Source organism: Streptomyces sp. NPDC096324 (assembly GCF_044763015.1).
In the GTDB taxonomy this organism is placed as follows: Bacteria; Actinomycetota; Actinomycetes; order Streptomycetales; family Streptomycetaceae; genus Streptomyces.
In genome coordinates, this window is sequence record NZ_JBIWFK010000002.1 from 506,360 (window position 1) to 524,332 (window position 17,973).

13 protein-coding genes and 1 pseudogene are annotated in these 17,973 nt (G+C 71.2%); 7 read left to right on the forward strand and 7 right to left on the reverse strand.

Going from position 1 to position 17,973, the window contains the following annotated elements; genetic code table 11:
- The first annotated feature begins 104 nt into the window (after positions 1-104).
- On the forward strand, positions 105-3,050 hold the full coding sequence (locus ACIQ7M_RS05745) for an FAD-binding and (Fe-S)-binding domain-containing protein (protein ID WP_403640087.1): 2,946 nt from the start codon (positions 105-107) through the stop codon (positions 3,048-3,050).
- A 37-nt stretch (positions 3,051-3,087) separates the two neighbouring features.
- On the opposite strand, the pseudogene ACIQ7M_RS05750 reads toward ACIQ7M_RS05745, so the two are convergent.
- A pseudogene (locus ACIQ7M_RS05750) lies at positions 3,088-4,762 on the reverse strand (peptide-N4-asparagine amidase).
- Positions 4,763-4,858: 96 nt separating this feature from the next.
- Positions 4,859-5,608 carry a L,D-transpeptidase family protein gene (locus ACIQ7M_RS05755; protein WP_403640090.1) on the reverse strand — a complete coding sequence of 250 codons (750 nt, stop codon included), beginning with the start codon at positions 5,606-5,608 and terminating at the stop codon, positions 4,859-4,861.
- Between the two features lie 219 nt (positions 5,609-5,827).
- On the opposite strand from ACIQ7M_RS05755, the gene ACIQ7M_RS05760 reads away from it, so the two are divergent.
- The 4 genes from ACIQ7M_RS05760 (at position 5,828) to ACIQ7M_RS05775 (ending at position 10,575) form a co-directional block, all read left to right on the forward strand.
- The gene (locus ACIQ7M_RS05760) at positions 5,828-7,696 is read left to right on the forward strand and encodes an ABC transporter transmembrane domain-containing protein (protein ID WP_403640093.1); all 1,869 of its coding nucleotides are present in this window, start codon (positions 5,828-5,830) and stop codon (positions 7,694-7,696) included.
- Positions 7,693-9,579 (forward strand): ABC transporter ATP-binding protein, encoded by a 1,887-nt coding sequence (locus tag ACIQ7M_RS05765; RefSeq protein ID WP_403640096.1) that lies wholly within the window; start codon positions 7,693-7,695, stop codon positions 9,577-9,579. Before ACIQ7M_RS05760 ends, ACIQ7M_RS05765 begins: the two co-directional genes overlap by 4 nt.
- 213 nt (positions 9,580-9,792) lie before the next feature.
- Positions 9,793-10,263, forward strand: coding sequence for a DUF5709 domain-containing protein (locus ACIQ7M_RS05770; RefSeq protein ID WP_403640099.1), 471 nt, complete (start codon positions 9,793-9,795; stop codon positions 10,261-10,263).
- Positions 10,264-10,299: 36 nt separating this feature from the next.
- On the forward strand, positions 10,300-10,575 hold the full coding sequence (locus tag ACIQ7M_RS05775) for a type B 50S ribosomal protein L31 (RefSeq protein WP_403640102.1): 276 nt from the start codon (positions 10,300-10,302) through the stop codon (positions 10,573-10,575).
- Between the two features lie 89 nt (positions 10,576-10,664).
- Here ACIQ7M_RS05775 and ACIQ7M_RS05780 read toward each other — a convergent pair whose 3' ends face one another.
- Positions 10,665-11,459, reverse strand: a complete 795-nt coding sequence (locus ACIQ7M_RS05780; RefSeq protein ID WP_403640105.1) for a metal-dependent hydrolase — start codon at positions 11,457-11,459, stop codon at positions 10,665-10,667.
- Positions 11,460-11,604: 145 nt separating this feature from the next.
- Between ACIQ7M_RS05780 and ACIQ7M_RS05785 the strand changes: the two genes are divergently transcribed.
- Together ACIQ7M_RS05785 and ACIQ7M_RS05790 are read left to right on the forward strand one after the other, a co-directional pair.
- Positions 11,605-14,118 carry a DEAD/DEAH box helicase gene (locus ACIQ7M_RS05785; RefSeq protein ID WP_403640108.1) on the forward strand — a complete coding sequence of 838 codons (2,514 nt, stop codon included), beginning with the start codon at positions 11,605-11,607 and terminating at the stop codon, positions 14,116-14,118.
- Between the two features lie 19 nt (positions 14,119-14,137).
- The gene (locus tag ACIQ7M_RS05790) at positions 14,138-15,004 is read left to right on the forward strand and encodes an acyl-CoA thioesterase II (RefSeq protein ID WP_355770234.1); all 867 of its coding nucleotides are present in this window, start codon (positions 14,138-14,140) and stop codon (positions 15,002-15,004) included.
- On the opposite strand, the gene ACIQ7M_RS05795 is transcribed toward ACIQ7M_RS05790, so the two are convergent.
- The 4 genes from ACIQ7M_RS05795 to ACIQ7M_RS05810 form a co-directional block, all read right to left on the reverse strand.
- Complete coding sequence (locus ACIQ7M_RS05795; RefSeq protein WP_403640111.1) at positions 14,941-16,002, reverse strand: DUF6397 family protein; 1,062 nt, start codon at positions 16,000-16,002, stop codon at positions 14,941-14,943. The two genes, ACIQ7M_RS05790 and ACIQ7M_RS05795, sit on opposite strands and share 64 nt — an antisense overlap.
- 127 nt (positions 16,003-16,129) lie before the next feature.
- Complete coding sequence (locus ACIQ7M_RS05800) at positions 16,130-16,543, reverse strand: roadblock/LC7 domain-containing protein (RefSeq protein WP_403640114.1); 414 nt, start codon at positions 16,541-16,543, stop codon at positions 16,130-16,132.
- A gap of 202 nt (positions 16,544-16,745) precedes the next feature.
- On the reverse strand, positions 16,746-17,351 hold the full coding sequence (locus ACIQ7M_RS05805) for a GTP-binding protein (protein ID WP_403640117.1): 606 nt from the start codon (positions 17,349-17,351) through the stop codon (positions 16,746-16,748).
- A gap of 194 nt (positions 17,352-17,545) precedes the next feature.
- The gene (locus tag ACIQ7M_RS05810; protein ID WP_403640120.1) at positions 17,546-17,959 is read right to left on the reverse strand and encodes a DUF742 domain-containing protein; all 414 of its coding nucleotides are present in this window, start codon (positions 17,957-17,959) and stop codon (positions 17,546-17,548) included.
- Positions 17,960-17,973 lie beyond the last annotated feature (14 nt).

The following is a 17,973-nucleotide window of genomic DNA, read 5'->3' on the forward strand; positions in this document are numbered from 1 at the left end:
CCGCTGAGGCGACTCAGGGCGGAGCGGACGCGTCCGGGCCGGCCGGGTACGACAGGCACACCGCGCCGTCGTCGGTCAGCCGAGCGTCTGAGGAGTGGTCCGCCGTGCCTCTGCTGGAGCCCGACCCCTACACACTACGTCCCGGTGCGCGCCCCGACGCCCCGGCGGCCGACCGGGTCCCGGAGGACCGGGCCGGCGGGACTCCCGAACCCCTGCGCGGCGATCTGATCGCCCTGCTCGGCGCCGACAAGGTGCTGACCGGGATCTCCGACCTCGTGCGCTACGCCTCCGACGCCAGCCCCTACCGCTTCGTGCCGCGGGTCGTCGTGGTCCCCGAGGACCTCGACGACGTCTCGGCGGTGCTCTCTTACGCCCACGGCAAGGGCCGCGAGGTGGTGTTCCGCGCGGCCGGGACCTCGCTCAACGGCCAGGCGCAGGGTGAGGACATCCTCGTCGACGTGCGCCGGCACTGGACGGGCGTCGAGGTCCTCGACGGCGGAGCGCGGGTCCGGATCGCTCCGGGCACGACCGTCGCCCGCGTGAACGCCGCGCTCGCCCGGCACGGACGCGTGCTCGGCCCCGATCCGGCGAGCGCGGTCGCCTGCACGGTCGGCGGCGTCGTCGCGAACAACGCCTCCGGCATGACGGCGGGCACCACCCGCAACACCTACGTCACTCTGGCCTCGCTCACGTTCGTCCTGCCGTCCGGCACGGTCGTCGACACCGCGGAACCCGACGCCGACGAGCGGCTGGCCCTGGCGGAACCGGGCCTGTGCGCCGGACTCATGGAGCTCAAGGCCGACATCGAGGCCGACGCCGGACTGGTCGACCGCATCCGCGCCAAGTACGCGATCAAGAACACCAACGGGTACCGCATGGACGCGTTCCTCGACGGCTCGACACCGGTCGGGATCCTGCGCGGTCTGATGGTCGGCTCGCAGGGCACCTTCGGCTTCATCTCGGAGGTCGTCTTCGACACCCTGCCGCTGGACCGCCGGGTCTCCGCGGCGCTGCTCTTCTTCGGCTCGCTGCCGGCCGCGGCCGGCGCCGTGCCCCTGTTCACCGCCGCCGGTGCCTCGGCCGTCGAGCTGATGGACGGCAACACCCTGCGTGCCTCGGTGGCCGTCGACGGCGTGCCCGGGGACTGGGCCGGGCTGCCGGGGCCGACGACCGCGCTGCTCGTCGAGTTCCGCGCCCCGGACGAGACGGCGCAGGAGGCGTACGAGGAGCGGGCCCGCGCGGTGCTCGAGGGGCTTTCCCTGGTGTCGCCCGTGCCCTCGGTCACGAACTCCTTCACCCGTGACCGGCGGACCGTCGCCGGCCACTGGAAGGCCCGCAAGGCGTTCGTGACGGCGGTCGGCGGCGCGCGTCCGTCCGGTACGACGCTGATCACGGAGGACTTCGCGGTACCGCCCGAGCGGCTCGCCGAGGCCTGCGAGGCGCTGCTGGAACTCCAGACCCGGCACGGTTTCGACGCCGCCGTCGCGGGCCACGCCGCCCACGGCAACCTGCACTTCCTGCTCGCCTTCGACGCCTCCCAGCCCGCCGACGTGGAGCGTTACGCGGCCTTCATGGAGGCGTTCTGCCGGCTCACGGTCGAACGCTTCGACGGCTCGGTCAAGGCCGAACACGCCACCGGGCGCAACATCGCGCCCTTCCTGGAGCTCGAATGGGGGCCCAGGGCGACGGAGTTGATGTGGCGCACGAAGCGGCTGATCGACCCGGCCGGCGTGCTCGCACCGCGCGTGGTGCTCGACCGCGATCCGCGTGCGCACGTACGCGGTCTGAAGACGATCCCGCGCATCGAGTCGATCGCCGACCCGTGCATCGAGTGCGGCTTCTGCGAACCGACCTGCCCCAGCCGGGACGTGACGACGACACCGCGCCAGCGGATCGTGCTGCGTCGCGAGTTGATGCGTCAGCCCGACGGCTCGCCCGTGGAGAAGGGGCTCCTGGGGGCGTACGGATACGACGCCGTGGACACCTGCGCGGGCGACTCCACCTGCAAACTGGCCTGCCCGGTCGGCATCGACACGGGCGCCCTGATGAAGACGTTCCGGCACGCCCGGCACACGCCGCGCGAGGAGAGGGCGGCCGCGCTGGCCGCGCGGCACTTCCGGGTCCTCGAGGCCTCCGCCCGGCTGGCCGTCGCCGCCGCGGACCGGATCGGCGACCGGCGGGTGAACGCCGTGACGCGGGCGGTCCGCAGGGCCGTACGCCCCGATCTCGTGCCCGAGTGGCTGCCGAGCATGCCCGGAGCCGCCCCCTCCGCGATGCCCCGCACCGCGCGCGTGGGTGCCGTCGCCGTCTACTACCCGGCGTGCGTCAACCGCGTCTTCGGCGGCCCGGGAGACGTGTCCCTCGCCCAGGCCGTCGTCGCGGTCTCCGCACGCGCGGGAAGACCCGTGTGGATCCCGGACGATGTGCGCGGAACGTGCTGCGCGACGATCTGGCACTCCAAGGGGTACGACGCCGGCAACGCCGTGATGGCCAACCGGATCGTCGAGGCGGCCTGGGGCTGGACCGCCGGCGGCAGACTGCCGCTCGTCGTGGACGCCTCGTCGTGCACACTCGGCATCGCGCGCGAGGTCGTGCCGTATCTGACCCCGGACAACCGGGAGTTGCACGCCGAGCTGCGGGTCGTCGACTCGGTGGTGTGGGCGGCGGAGGAACTCCTCCCCCACCTCACCGTGCACCGCACCCTCGGCTCCGCGGTCCTCCACCCGACCTGCTCCATGCGGCACTTGGGTGACGAGGCGGAGCTGCGCGCGGTGGCCGGGGCCTGCGCGGACGAGGTGGTGGTGCCCGACGACGCCGGGTGCTGCGCCTTCGCGGGCGACCGCGGCATGCTCCACAGGGAGCTCACCGAGTCGGCCACCCGCGAGGAGGCGGCATACGTGACCTCACGCGACTTCGACGCGCATCTGTCGGCCAACCGCATGTGCGAGGTGGGCATGGATCACGCGACGGGCCGCTCCTACCACTCCGCCCTGCTGGCGCTGGAGCACGCGACCCGCCCCGCCGCCGGGCCGGCCGACCGGTCCTCCTGAGCCGGCCGGTGATCAGGCCTCGCCCGGCTCGCCCGGCTCAGCAGCGGGCGCGGTCCTGTGTGAGCGTCCCTTGCACGGTGACCAGGGAGCGGTCGTAACAGCCGGCCGAACCGTGGCGCCGATAGCGCTCGCTCGTCGTGGCGACCGCGTGCCGCTGGTCGCGCGGCACACCGGTCGTGTAGGTCGCGTCACCCGTGTAGGTGTCGTCGAGCCGTGACCACGTGGTGGGCCTGCCGCCCGGCTTCTCGGTCACGGTGGCCCGGTCGCCGAGCGTCAGCACGGTCCGCAGCCGGTCGTCCGCGCCGAGGGTCGTCGTGCCGTCCATCGTGTACGTGCGCCGGGTGCGCGTCGTCGTGGCCGGTCCGCGTCCGTCGACGGTCACCACCTCGTCGTCGGTCCACGTCGCCTCCAGGCCGTCCGTGTTCTCCCCCTCGGTCCAGCGGTGCGTGGAGTTGTTGGCGAGGTCCCGGCTCACCGTCGTCAGCACCCGGCCGTGCGAGGTGTCGAGATACCCGGCGACCGTCAGCCGGTGCCCGCCCACGCTGTCGACGCGGTACTCCGAACCGGGCGTGTACGTGGCCGAGTCGGTGAGGTCGCCCGCCTCGGCCCGGACGAGCCCACCGCTCACCCGGGCGCGCCCCGCGTCCTGTCGGACCAGGACGTTGACGGGCAGACTCCAGCCGGACTGCCCCCTCGGGAACGCCCACGACGGAGACGTCGATCCGGTGCGGGCGCCCGTCGTTGAGGAGTCCGGCGAACGGGGTCAAGTCGTACTCGACGGGTCTGACCGCGAAGGCTCGGGGCCCCGGAATCACGTACCAGAGGAAGGGGTTGGACCAGCCTCCGGTCCACACGGTCGGGAACGGCTCGGCGATTCCGGCGAGCCGGCCGTCGACCTTGATCTGCACCTCACGGTACGGGCCGTCGCCCGCCTTGCAGGAGTAGGGTGCCGCGTCCGGGACCGTCATGTACCAGACCTCCTCGCAGCCACCGCCGGACCCGGTCGCGTACACCTCGGCGATCACGCGCTCACTGTTGCGCGGGGTCGTCAACGTGCCGTCCTGGAGGGTCAGGACACGGTCGGGCGTCACGGCGGGCCTGCCCGCGTAGAACGTCAGCGTGGCCCTGACGTCGAGAACCCCGGTGTACGTGTCGTCGACGACGTTCCCGATGAGCATCTCGACGTCCTGGCTCCGCCGGAACGTGTCGCTGTAGCGGGTCACATCCGTCTCGACGGACCACTCGATCCCGTCGGGCGACGGCTCGGGCGTGGACGTACGGAGAATCTCCACCCCGCCGACGTGCAGATAGCCGAGGCGGTCGAACTGACGCCCCTTGACCTTGCCTTCGAGCCGGAGCACGACCTTGCTCCAGCGGTCGCCGCAGCCCGACGGCGGGGCGTAGGTCCCTGTGTACGGCGTGAAGTCGCGGAACCGCGCCTCGGCGAGCGTCACTTCGCAGGACTTCGCGGACGGCCGGCCGACGGGCGGGGCGGCGGTGACCGGGTCGTGCCAGTCGCTGCCGAACTCGGCGGGCACGTCGGCCGACCGGGCCGCGGGCGCGGACGCGCTGTCCGCGGCGGACGCGGTGGAGGCCGCGGACGTGCGATCCGCGACGGGCGCGGTGGCCGCCGGAGCCGGGCCCGCCGCTAGGAGGGTGCTCGCGGCTAACAGCAACCCGGCGAGCATGGACATGATGACCGGTCTCTTCATGTGCGGTGTTCTACGGGGCGGCCGTGCCGTCCGCAATGGCGCACCGGCGTCCCCCGGCCAAGGCACCCGGGTCCACTGCCAACGCACCCGGGTCCGCTAAGCCTTCAGATCCGCCTTGTCCCCCATCACCACCACGGGATGCTGCCGCGGGTCGAGTGTGCGCAGGAGGTACTCCATGCCCTCCTTGGGCAGACTCACGCACGCCGACGTGCCGCTGCCGTGGTCCATGTGCAGCCAGATGCCGCCGCCCTTGTCGTCGCCCCAGGGCCGGGTCGGATCGTCCGGCGGATTGCCCTCGACGCGGTTGTAGTCGATGGCGATGACGTAGTCGAAGTCGTGCCAGTACGACTCGGGCCAGTCGTGCGGAGCCTGGTACGTCTCCGACTGCGAGTACGGCAACAGGGCACCCGGGTCGTCGAGCACGCCACCGGCGTCGCTGAGCGTGAACACGCCGACGGGGCTGCGCTTGTCGTCCTCGTGATGGTCGGTGGTCCAGCCCTTCTTCCCGTTGTGCGCGGCCCAGGCAATCGTCTTCTCCCAGGCCGTACCGGACTTCGTGTACAGCACGGCCGTGGAGTCCGCGGAGTCCTTGCCCTCGCCGTACACCGCCAGGACCTGCCGCGAGTCGGAGGGGATCTGCCGCTGGAGCCGGTCACCCACGTCGGGGATGCGCGTCGGGTCGACCGCGGGCGCACTCGTACGGGCGACCTCGCCGCGGGATCCCGAGTGGCCCTTCGCACCGCTGCCGCCTCCGCCCTCCACGCCACCGCACGCCGAGAGACCGAGCACGACGGCCCCGCAGACCATGGCCGCGAGCCCTGTACGCATCGCACCGTTCTTTCGCATGCCGTCCATCCTCGCATCACGTATCGGGCGAATCGCCCTTCTCTCCCGTACCGGCCAGTCGCGGCCACCCCCGGTCCGGTTCCTTGCGGCGGGACGTAAAACCGTTTGCTTTCGACCACGCTGCGACGCGAACCTGTCACGGTTTGCTGCCGGTCCCGGCCGGACGGCCGCCGACATCCGGAACACTCTCCATCGCCTGACACGAGCCACTGGGACGTCATGCAGATCCAAGACCTTCCGTATCCCGACCCGGGTGTGCCCGACGCACGCTCAGGTCCCCGATTCCTGTGGTGGCTCGGGAGGAATCAACTCGGCGGACAGTTCAAGGCCCTGGCCTGGGGTCTGCTGCACTTCCTCGCCGTCTCCGCGCTGCCGTTCTGCGTCGGTCTCGCCGTCCAGTCCGTCATCGACCGCTCCGGCACCCGGCTCGCCCTGACCGGCGCGCTGATGGCCGTGTGCGGCGCGTGCATCGCCGTCGGCGAGCTCATGCTGCACCGCACCGCGGTCACCAACTGGATCACCGCGGCCGCGCGCGTCCAGCAACTGCTGGCCCGCCGGACCGCGCTGCTGGGCTCCGCGCTGACGCGACGCGTCGCGGCGGGCGAGGTGGTCTCCGTCTCCACGGGCGACGTCGAGAAGATCGGCTGGTTCGTGGAGGGCGTGTCCCGTTTCTCCGCCGCCGCCGTGACGGTCGTGGTGGTCTGCGTGGCCCTGGTCCTCTATCAGCCGGCCCTGGGCGTGCTCGTCGCCGTGGGCGTACCCGTGCTGGCGTTGGCCGTCCTGCCGCTGCTGCCCCGGGCCACCCGGCGTGCCGACTTCCAGCGGGAGAAGGCGGGCCGTGCCACCGAGTTGGCCTCCGACACCGTGGCGGGCCTGCGGGTACTGCGCGGCATCGGTGGCGAGGAGCTCTTCCTCGACCGCTACCGGCGCGCCTCCCAGGAGGTGCGCCGGGCCGCAGTGCGCAGTGCGCGCATGTGGTCGGTGATCTCGGCGATCCAGGTGCTGCTGCCCGGTCTGCTGATGATCGCCGTCGTCTGGCGCGGTGTGGAGCTGGCCCGGGACGGCCGGATCGAGGTCGGTGAACTGGTCACCGTGTACAGCGCCGTCATGCTGCTCACCTACCCCCTGCGGCATTTCGAGGAGATCGCCATGGCGTATTCCTTCTCGCGTCCGTCGGCCAGGCGCGCGGCCCGGGTGCTGTCCCTGGAACGCGCCATCGACAGCGGCGGCTCCCTCGCCGCGGAGGCACCGCGCGGTGATCTGTACGACCCGGTGACCGGTCTGCTGGCTCCCGCGGGCCGCTTCACCGCCGTGGTGTGCGGGGACCCCGACGCGGCGGGACTGCTCGCCGAACGGCTCGGCGGCCACCCCTCCGAACAGGGCGACGAGGCTCGCGCCGAGGACGGGCCGAGGAGCACCTCGGTGGTCCTCGGGGGCGTACCGCTGGACGAACTGCCCCTGGAGTGCGCCCGCACCGCCGTCCTCGTCCAGGACAAGGATCCGGTGCTGCTGTCGGGCACGCTGCGCGAGCTGCTCGACGTGCCCGCGTCGGGTCTCGTGAGCGCCGAGGCGGCCCTGTCGGCGGCCCAGTGCGGCGACGTGCTGGACGCGCTCACCCAGGGCTCGCTCGACACCGAGGATCCGATGGACGCGCGCGTCACGGAACGCGGGCGCTCCCTGTCCGGGGGCCAGCGCCAGCGGCTCGCGCTGGCCCGGTCCCTGATCACGGACCCGGAGGTACTCGTCCTGGACGAGCCGACGTCCGCGGTGGACTCGCACACCGAGGCCCGGATCGCCGATGGAGTGCGCTCCCTGCGCACCGGGCGCACGACCGTGGTCTTCACCTCCTCACCGCTGCTCCTGGACCACGCGGACCGGGTCGTCCTGGTCCACGAGGGCGAGGTCGTCGCGGTCGGCGCGCACCGCGAACTGGTCCACAGCGAACCGCGATACCGGGCCGTGGTGACCCGCGAGACCGAGGAGGAGACCGCGGCCGAAGCCGCGAGCCGGACCGCACTCGGCACGGTGACCGCGGACGACGCGGCCGTTCTCGACGGCGTACTGGAAGAGATCGAGGAGACCGCATGATCGGCGTGGCCCCACCGGCGTACGACCCGGCCGCCCCGACGACGGCGAACACGCTGCCCGTCGGCGCGCCCGCGACCGTGCGCGCCTATGTGACCGAACTGTTCCGACGGCACCGCAGAGCCTTCCTGCTCCTCGTCGCCGTCAACACCGTGGCCGTCGTGGCCTCGATGGCCGGGCCCTATCTGCTGGGCTCGGTCGTCGAACGCGTCTCGGACCACGCGCGCGACCTCCATCTGGAGGCCACCGCCGCCCTCTTCGTCGTCGCGCTCGTCGTCCAGGCCGTGTTCGTGCGGGAGGTACGGCTGCGCGGTGCCATGCTCGGCGAGCGGATGCTGGCCGACCTGCGCGAGGACTTCCTCGTACGGTCGGTGGGTCTGCCGCCCGGCGTCCTGGAACGGGCCGGGACGGGCGACCTGCTGTCCCGCATCACCACGGACATCGACCGGCTCGCCAACGCGATGCGCGAGGCCGTCCCGCAACTGGCCATCGGCGTGGTGTGGGCGGCACTGCTCCTCGGCGGACTCGCCGTGACCGCTCCTGTACTCGCTCCCGCCGTCCTCGTGGCCGTTCCGGTGCTGGTGATGGGCTGCCGCTGGTACTTCAAGCGAGCACCCGCCGCCTACCGCTCGGAGGCGGCGGGCTACGCCGCCGTCGCCGCCGTCCTCGCCGAGACGGTCGACGCCGGGCGCACCGTCGAGGCGCACCGCCTGGGCAGGGGGCGCATCGAGCTGTCGGACCGCCGCGTCCGGGAATGGACGGCGTGGGAGCGCTACACGCTCTGGCTGCGGTCGGTTCTCTTCCCGGTCGTCAACATCACGCATGTGACGGTGCTCTGCTCGGTCCTGATGATCGGCGGGTGGCTCGCCCTCCAGGGCTGGATCGGGGTGGGCCAGCTCACGACGGGCGCGCTGATCGCTCAGATGCTCGTCGACCCGGTGGGACTGATCCTGCGCTGGTACGACGAGCTGCAGGTCGCCCAGGTCTCGCTGGCGCGGCTGGTCGGTGTCCGGGACATCGAGCCCGCCGCCGGCGACCCGACGGTGAAGCCCGAGGGACGCGACGTCCACGCCGACCGGGTGCACTTCGGCTACCGGGCGGGGGTGGACGTGCTCCGGGAGGTCTCCCTGGCGGTGCCGCCCGGCACCCGGCTCGCCCTGGTCGGCCCGTCCGGCGCGGGGAAGTCGACCCTGGGCAGGCTGCTCGCCGGGATCTACGCGCCCCGCGACGGCCACGTCACCCTCGGCGGCGCCGAGCTGTCCCGGATGCCGGCGGAGGAGGTCCGGGCGCACGTCGCCCTGGTCAACCAGGAGCACCACGTTTTCGTGGGCTCCCTGCGCGACAACCTGCTGCTCGCCGTCCCCCACTCCCGGCAGCACCAGGACGAGGAGCAAGATCAAGAACAGGCTCACAGGCAGGAGCAGGGGCAGGGGCAGGGGCAGGGCAAGCAGGCTCCCGGCGAAGGCGTCGCCTCCGTCGACGCCCGGCTCTGGGCCGCCCTCGGCGCGGTCGACGCGGACGGCTGGGCGCGGGCGCTGGACGACGGTCTGGACACCGAGGTCGGCTCGGGCGGGTTCGCGCTCACTCCGGCCCAGGCCCAGCAGATCGCGCTGGCCCGGCTGGTCCTGGCCGACCCGCACACCCTGGTCCTGGACGAGGCGACCTCGCTCCTGGACCCGCGGGCGGCCCGCCATCTGGAACGCTCGCTGGCCCGTGTCCTCGACGGCCGCACCGTCGTGGCCATCGCCCACCGCCTCCATACCGCTCATGACGCGGATGTCATCGCCGTCGTGGAGAACGGCCGCATCAGCGAGCTCGGCAGCCACGAGCAACTGGTCGCGGCGGACGGCGCGTACGCGGCACTGTGGAGGTCCTGGCACGGGTGAGCGGAGCACCCGGCCGGGGCCTGTGGCGCTGCTGGTCGGCCCCTGTGGCGTTGCGCGGTGCCGAAGGGGGGTGGAAGGCTGGATGTGGGCACCCGCTCGGGGGACTCCCGGGAACCAACCGGTTCCCGGGGATCGACGCCTGTGTCCTCGGGTCCGCGCGCCCGCCGTCGAACACGGCGGCTCCGGTCCCGTCCGCACCCCCTGGAGGTACCCGTGGACAGCGCCGACGGATGGGGAGACGACGTCTACCAGCCCGACGGATCCGAGGTACAGGACGACGCGGGGCTGCTCGACGCCGAGGACACACTGGTCACGGACGGTGTGAGTGACCCCCTGGACCGCGGCTGGTCGCCGCCGGACCGGCCGTGGGCGGTGGAGCACAGCGGGGTGACCGCCTCGGAGCGCCGTGCGGGCGAGACCCTGGACGAGCGTCTCGCCGACGAGCTGCCCGACATCGCCGGATCCGACGGCGACGGCATCGGCGACTGCGAGGGCACCGACGGAGAGCCCATCGACAACGAGGTGGGCGCCCTCCGCTCGGGCCGTCTGGTGGCCCCGAACGAGGGCGCGCACGAGGACGAGGAGAGCGGGCTCATCGCCACGGACATCGGGATCGACGGCGCCGCGGCCTCGGCGGAGGAGGCCGCGATGCACATCGTCGACGAGGACGCCGTGTCCGGCTGACCCGTACGCCTCCCGCTTCTTTCCCAAGGAGTCGCCATGCAGCAGGACAAGCAGCCCGACTACCGCCCCGTGGTGTTCCGCGACCGTGCCGCCGGCTACGCGTTCCTCACGCGCTCCACCGCCACGAGCGACCGGACCATCGACTGGGACGACGGCGAGACCTACCCGGTCGTGGACGTCGAGATCTCCTCCGAGAGCCACCCCTTCTACACCGGCAAGGCCCGCACGGTGGACTCCGAGGGCCGCATCGCCCAGTTCGAGCGGCGCTTCGGAGGCGGAGAGCAGGGGGCCGGAGCGGACAAGGACGGCTGACCGAGCCGGGCGCCCCCTGGCGAACCGAAGGCGCCCGTACGGCCGGGAAGGAGCCACGCGCCGCCGATGCGGCCCGGGGGGCGCCGGACTCAGATGAAGTTCAGCGCGGCCGCGCAGCCCACGGCGCCCAGCAGCATGAACACCGGCGTCAGCACCTTGAGCTCGACCCAGCTGCCCGCGCGGAAGCGCATCACCTTGGGCGGACCTATCGGGTACCAGCGCTTGCGGCCGATCGGGATGGGCCACAGGATCGGGCAGCCCGACACGGTGAGCGCGTCCCCGATGTCGTGCACCAGGGCGCCGAGGATGACCGGCAGACCGAGCCAGAGGTACTCCTGGCCCGGCGCGGTGAACAGCCAGTCCGAGCCGTTGCCCGGCTTGTCCAGGGTCTGCGCGAGGATCCACGAGGTCGTCGCGGCGAGCAGCCAGACCAGGACGTTGCTGCTCGAACCACGGGCGGCTCGCCACAGCAGACCCTCGATGGCGAGCACCATGTGCACGAAGAGGATGCCGAGGACCGCCCAGCGACCGCAGGTGATCGCCAGGACCGCCGTGCCCGATCCGACCGCCACCGCCCACACCCAGGTGTGCGTCAGCGTGCGGTGTCCGCCGCTGCGCCGGGGGTCGCCCGGCTTCCTGGTGCTCTTGTAGGCGGCGTAGGAGAGCTTGTCGACGATCTCGCACAGCCTTCGCGACACCGGTCCGAAGGCGTTCGAGATGGTGGCGGCGTGGTGGTCCAGATCCGGGGCGAGAGCGGCGCCCGCGCAGATCAGGGCGCCGACGAGCAGGACCGGCCAGGGCATGGCATGGCCGGTCGCGGCGACAGCCGCTCCGACGCCCAGCCAGGCCGTGGCCCCCGACAGTGAGTGTGCTGGTCCCATCATGGCCGTTCCCCGCCCCATTTCTCTTGTAACGCTGTCCAGTTGCCCGTGCACGCCGACGCGTCACCGGCGCCACAGCGTAGCGGTCGTGATCTTTCCCCGAACATCCGATTCCCCCATCACGTGTATCGACAGGCAAGATGGGGGCGTGACCCTCATCGATCAGCTGCCGCAGACCACAGACCCCGACGCCCTCTACGAAGCCTTCGAGTCGTGGGCCGGGGAACGCGGTCTCACCCTCTACCCCCACCAGGAGGAGGCGCTGATCGAGGTTGTCTCGGGTGCGAACGTGATCGTCTCGACGCCCACCGGCTCGGGCAAGAGCATGATCGCCGCCGGCGCGCACTTCGCCGCGCTCGCCCGGGACGAGGTCACGTTCTACACGGCGCCGATCAAGGCCCTCGTCTCGGAGAAGTTCTTCGAGCTGTGCAAGATGTTCGGCACCGAGAACGTCGGCATGCTCACCGGCGACGCCTCCGTGAACGCCGACGCCCCGGTCATCTGCTGCACCGCCGAGGTCCTCGCGTCCATCGCGCTGCGGGACGGCAAGCACGCCGACGTCGGTCAGGTCGTCATGGACGAGTTCCACTTCTACGCCGAGGGCGACCGCGGCTGGGCCTGGCAGATCCCGATCCTGGAACTTCCGCAGGCGCAGTTCATCCTGATGTCGGCGACGCTCGGCGACGTCGCCATGTTCGAGAAGGACCTCACGCGCCGCACCGGCCGCCCGACGGCGGTGGTCCGTTCGGCGACCCGGCCCGTCCCGCTCTCCTACGAGTACGTGCTCACTCCGCTGACGGAGACGCTCACCGAACTGCTCGCTACGAAGCAGGCCCCCGTCTACATCGTGCACTTCACGCAGGCGCAGGCCGTGGAGCGGGCGCAGGCGCTGATGAGCATCAACATGTGCACGCGCGAGGAGAAGGACCAGATCGCCGAGCTCATCGGCAACTTCCGGTTCACCACCAAGTTCGGCCGCAACCTCTCCCGTTACGTACGCCACGGCATCGGTGTGCACCACGCCGGCATGCTGCCCAAGTACCGGCGGTTGGTGGAGAAGCTGGCCCAGGCCGGTCTCCTGAAGGTCATCTGCGGCACGGACACCCTGGGTGTGGGGGTCAACGTCCCCATCCGCACGGTGCTGTTCACCGCGCTGACGAAGTACGACGGGACGCGGGTGCGCACGCTGCGCGCCCGCGAGTTCCACCAGATCGCCGGCCGGGCCGGACGCGCGGGCTTCGACACGGCGGGCTACGTCGTGGCTCAGGCACCGGAGCACGTCATCGAGAACGAGAAGTCGCTCGCCAAGGCGGGCGACGACCCGAAGAAGCGCCGCAAGGTGGTCCGCAAGAAGGCTCCCGAGGGCTTCGTCGGCTGGACGGACAGCACCTTCGAGAAGCTGATCTCCTCCGATCCCGAGCCGCTGACCTCGCGCTTCCGCGTGACGCACACCATGCTGCTCTCGGTGATCGCGCGGCCCGGCAACGCCTTCGACGCGATGCGGCATCTGCTGGAGGACAACCACGAGCCGCGCAAGCAGCAGCTGCGGCACATCCGCCGGGCCATCGCGATCTACCGCTCGCTCCTGGACGGCGGCATCGTGGAGAAGCTCGACGAGCCGGACCCGACGGGCCGCATCGTGCGGCTGACCGTCGATCTCCAGCAGGACTTCGCGCTCAACCAACCTCTGTCGACGTTCGCGCTCGCCGCCTTCGACCTGCTGGACCCCGATTCCCCGTCGTACGCCCTGGACATGGTGTCCGTCGTGGAGTCCACGCTGGACGAGCCGCGGCAGATCCTCGCGGCCCAGCAGAACAAGGCCCGTGGCGAGGCCGTGGCCGCGATGAAGTCCGACGGCGTCGAGTACGAGGAGCGCATGGAGCGGCTCCAGGACGTGACGTACCCCAAGCCGCTGGAGGAACTGCTCTTCCACGCGTACAACACCTACCGCAAGAGCCATCCGTGGGTCGGCGACCACCCGCTGTCGCCGAAGTCCGTCATCCGTGACATGTACGAACGAGCCATGTCCTTCACCGAGTTCGTCTCCTTCTACGAGCTCGCCCGCACCGAGGGCATCGTCCTGCGCTACCTGGCCAGCGCCTACAAGGCCCTGGAACACACCGTCCCCGACGACCTCAAGTCCGAGGACCTGGAGGACCTGATCGCCTGGCTGGGCGAGCTGGTGCGCCAGGTCGACTCCAGCCTGCTCGACGAGTGGGAACAGCTCGCCAACCCCGAGGTGATGACGGCCGAGGAGGCCCAGGAGAGGGCCGACCAGGTCAAGCCGGTCACCTCGAACGCCCGGGCCTTCCGTGTCCTCGTGCGCAACGCCATGTTCCGCAGGGTCGAGCTGGCCGCTCTGGACAACGTCGACGAACTCGGCGACATGGACGGGGAATCCGGCTGGGACGCCGACGCGTGGGGCGAGGCGATGGACAAGTACTGGGACGAGTACGAGGACCTCGGTACCGGCCCCGACGCCCGTGGCCCCAAGCTGCTCTCGATCGTGGAGGAGCCGCAGAACGGTCTGTGGCGCGTCCGTCAGACCTTCGCCGACCCGAACGGTGACCACGACTGGGGCATCAGCGCGGAGGTCGACCTCACGGCCTCGGACGCCGAGGGCCGTGCCATCGTCAAGGTCACCGCCGTCGGACAGCTCTGAGTACAGGAGAACCCCACCGATGACGAACCCGGCCGAGAGGCTCGTCGACCTGCTCGACCTGGAGCAGATCGAGGTCAACATCTTCCGCGGCCGCAGCCCGCAGGAGTCGCTGCAGCGCGTCTTCGGCGGCCAGGTGGCGGGCCAGGCGCTGGTCGCCGCCGGCCGCACCACGGAGGGCGACCGGCCGGTGCACTCGTTGCACGCGTACTTCCTGCGTCCGGGCCGGCCGGGCGTCCCGATCGTGTACCAGGTCGAACGGGTGCGGGACGGGCGGTCGTTCACCACGCGCCGCGTCACCGCCGTGCAGCAGGGCCGCACGATCTTCAATCTGACCGCCTCCTTTCACAAGCCCGAGGAAGGGAGCTTCGAGCACCAGTTGCCGCCGGCACGCGAGGTGCCGGACCCCGAATCCCTGCCGACGGTGACGCAGGAGATCAAGGAGCATCTGGGCGCTCTGCCCGAAACGCTGGAACGCATGGCGCGGCGCCAGCCGTTCGACATCCGCTATGTGGACCGGCTGCGCTGGACGCCCGAGGAGGTCAAGGGCGCCGAGCCCCGCAGTGCTGTGTGGATGCGCGCCGTCGGTCCACTCGGCGACGACCCGCTCGTGCACACCTGCGCACTCACCTACGCGAGCGACATGACTCTCCTGGACGCCGTCCGCATCCCGGTGGAACCGCTCTGGGGTCCGCGCGGTTTCGACATGGCTTCGCTGGACCACGCCATGTGGTTCCACCGGCCGTTCCGCGCGGACGAGTGGTTCCTGTACGACCAGGAGTCGCCGATCGCGACGGGTGGCCGCGGTCTGGCCCGAGGGCGCATCTACGACCTCGAAGGGCGCCTGCTCGTCTCGGTCGTGCAGGAGGGACTGTTCAGAGCCCTGTAGGAGGACTCGTCCGGGCTCCTGCGACGCAGCCAAGCGAGCAGCCTCCGCGACCGTGCCGACTCCGGCCGTGTGAGCGGGGCGTTCGCGGCGGCCAGGCGGTGCCGTTCGGCGCGCGGGGAACCGGCGGGTGAGGTCCGTCCGGCCGGCGGTGGAGTTCCGGTCGGTCGAACTGCCGACGACGCGGGCGCCGGGACCGGCGCCGGAACGGTCGAGACGTCCGGTGTCGGGCGGGGCGCGGGACGGACTTCCCTGGCTTCCACGACGCTCTGCCCCAGGTCGGCCCTCAGCCAGCCGATCTCGTCCGGGTGGTCCGCCGTCGTGATGCGTTCGTTGATCCGGGCGCCGGGCGAGTCCGGCACGGCCCGTGAAACAGGCGCGGGCATATGGCGGTTGAGCTGGGTGCGCTCGTAGGGATCCTTGACGATCTCGGCCACGTGGACGGGGTCGAGCAGGGACGCCACCGCCGCGGCACGGGCCCAGGGATCCTCGGTCTGCCGCAGCAGGAACCCCAGGTGACGGCCACGCCAGTTGCGGGGACGAAGGTCCAGGCCTTCGCCCAACTGGTCCCCGAGGCCTTCCGGTGTCCGACCGCTCAGCAGCGGCGCGTTCTGCTCGTCGGCCGCGAACTGCCGTAGTTCCTCGGCGAGGTAGAGCCACACGACGACCCGGTACCGGTTGAGATAGAACTTGACCGGTACGACCAGTCCCAGGCGGGCGAGGCGTGTGAACCGGGCGGTCGTCACGCCGACGAGGGCGGCGCCCTCCGAGGTGCCGACGGCTTTGACCCGCTCGCGCAGCGTCTCCGGGAAGCCCGCTTCAGATCGCACCCGGTCGATCTCCACGCGTGCGATCCTGCGTCCCCCGCCTCCCTCATCGGGAACCGAGCGCACACAGCCGAGCTGAAGCGCCAGATCGAATTCACCTCGCCTGAGCTCCAGTTCCCGTGCGGCCCGGCTGAGCGAGACGGTGGCGGACTGCGTGATGGCGGTCGCGGACATGACGGTCTCCCCTGTGGTGTCGGAGGCTCGCACCGGTGTGCGTTCGCCTCGGGAAAAACCGTATCCGGCTTGTCGGACATCGCGGGGAGCCTGTGGAAAACCTCAGCCACGGCGACGTATCAGCAGGTCAGAACTCTGAAGCAGGCTTGCCTTCCGGTTGCCGCGCGTCCACGCGAAGGTGTTCGCCGACGCGGTTCACCAGCAACGTCATCTCGTAGGCGACCTGCCCGATGTCCGCCTCCGCCCCGCTGAGGACGGACAGACAACTGCCCGACCCGGCCGCAGTGACGAACAGGACCGCGTCGTCGAACTCGACCATCGTCTGCCGTACCTGTCCCGCGCCGAAATGGCGGCCGGAGCCCTTGGCCAGGCTGTGCAGTCCCGACGAGACCGCGGCGAGGTGTTCCGCGTCCTCGCGTCGGAGTCCCGTGCTCGCGCCCGTCACCAGCCCGTCGTTGGACAGCACCAGCGCATGCCGTACGTGCTCGACGCGCTCGGTGAGGTCGTCCAGCAACCAGCCGAGTCCCGTGTTCTGTTCCATGATCCGGTCTCCCCGTAGCTGTTCCCCCTGGCCGGAGGATTCGACCAGCAAGCCTTCCCCACTGCCGCCGTCCGGGCAAGGCGCATGGGCGGCATGGCAGAGAAGATGGCCGACGAGCGGGGTGAACGGTGGCACCGCGGGGAGGCCGTGCGACGGCGACGTGGTGCCGGGCCGGGCTGTGCCGAGGCGACGGGGGGCGCCCTCAGCCGACGGATTCGAGCAGTCGGGCGGTGTACACCCTCCCCGCGTACTCCACGAGCCGGATCAGCACCTCCTTCCCGGAGTCGCGGTCACGGGCGTCACAAAGGACTACGGGCGTACCTCGGTCGAGGTCGAGGGCGCGGGAGACGTCCTCGGTCCCGTACGCGCGAGCGCCCGGGAAGCGGTTGACGGCCACCACGAACGGAATCCGGCGGTGCTCGAAGTAGTCCACCGCGGGGAAACAGTCCTCGAGCCGTCGGGTGTCGGCGAGGACGACGGCGCCCAGAGCTCCCGTCGACAGTTCGTCCCACAGGAACCAGAACCGGTCCTGGCCGGGTGTTCCGAAAAGATAGAGCGAGAGCCCCGAACGGATGGTGATGCGTCCGAAGTCCATGGCCACTGTGGTGGTGATCTTCTGGGCCACGCCGTCGGTCTCGTCGACGGAACGACCGGCCTCGCTCAGCAGTTCCTCGGTGCGCAGCGGCCGGATCTCGCTGACCGCTCCCACCAGGGTGGTCTTCCCTACGCCGAACCCGCCGGCGACCAGTATCTTCAGCGCCATGGCGGTCGGGTCGCCACCCGTGGCGTCGGGGTTCTCGGAGACCATGGATCACTTCTCTCGGGAGTGCCGGCGATGGCCGGCATCGATGCGTCTGTACGGGCGAGCGAAGCCAGCATCATGACAACTGCAACCCGGCCGGACGGGGGTTGGACCGCAGATTGCCCCTCGCGACCGGAACGTGCGCGTTCTGTATCCAGGAGTGAGCGTGAACGGCCTCGACGCCGATCGATGTGGATCGCCTAGAGCGCCCTCAGTCCCTCGATCACCTCGCGGAGGATTCGCTCGTCGGGCAGGTGCGCGGGCGGAACCGGGCGGTTGACGGTGACACAGCCGCGTTCCAGAAGGTCGCCCAGAAGCACCCTGACCACGCCCACGGGAAGTCCGGTGCCCGCGGCCAGTTCGGCGACCGACAGGGTCTCGGCACGGCACAGTTCGATCATGGTCCGGTGCTCCGGGCCGAACGAGGTGTCCTCATGGGCTCCTGCGGCCGCCCCGTCGAGCGTGACCAGGGCGATCAGATCGAAGTGCGTCCCGGCCGGACCGGCTGTGGTGCGGCCGCCCGTCACGGCGTAGGGCCGGACGAGCGGGCCCGCCTCCTGGTCGTACCACTGGCTGCCCGGCCATGCCGGTGTGCCCGGCGCGTCCTCGGTCATCTGTGCGGGCCGTC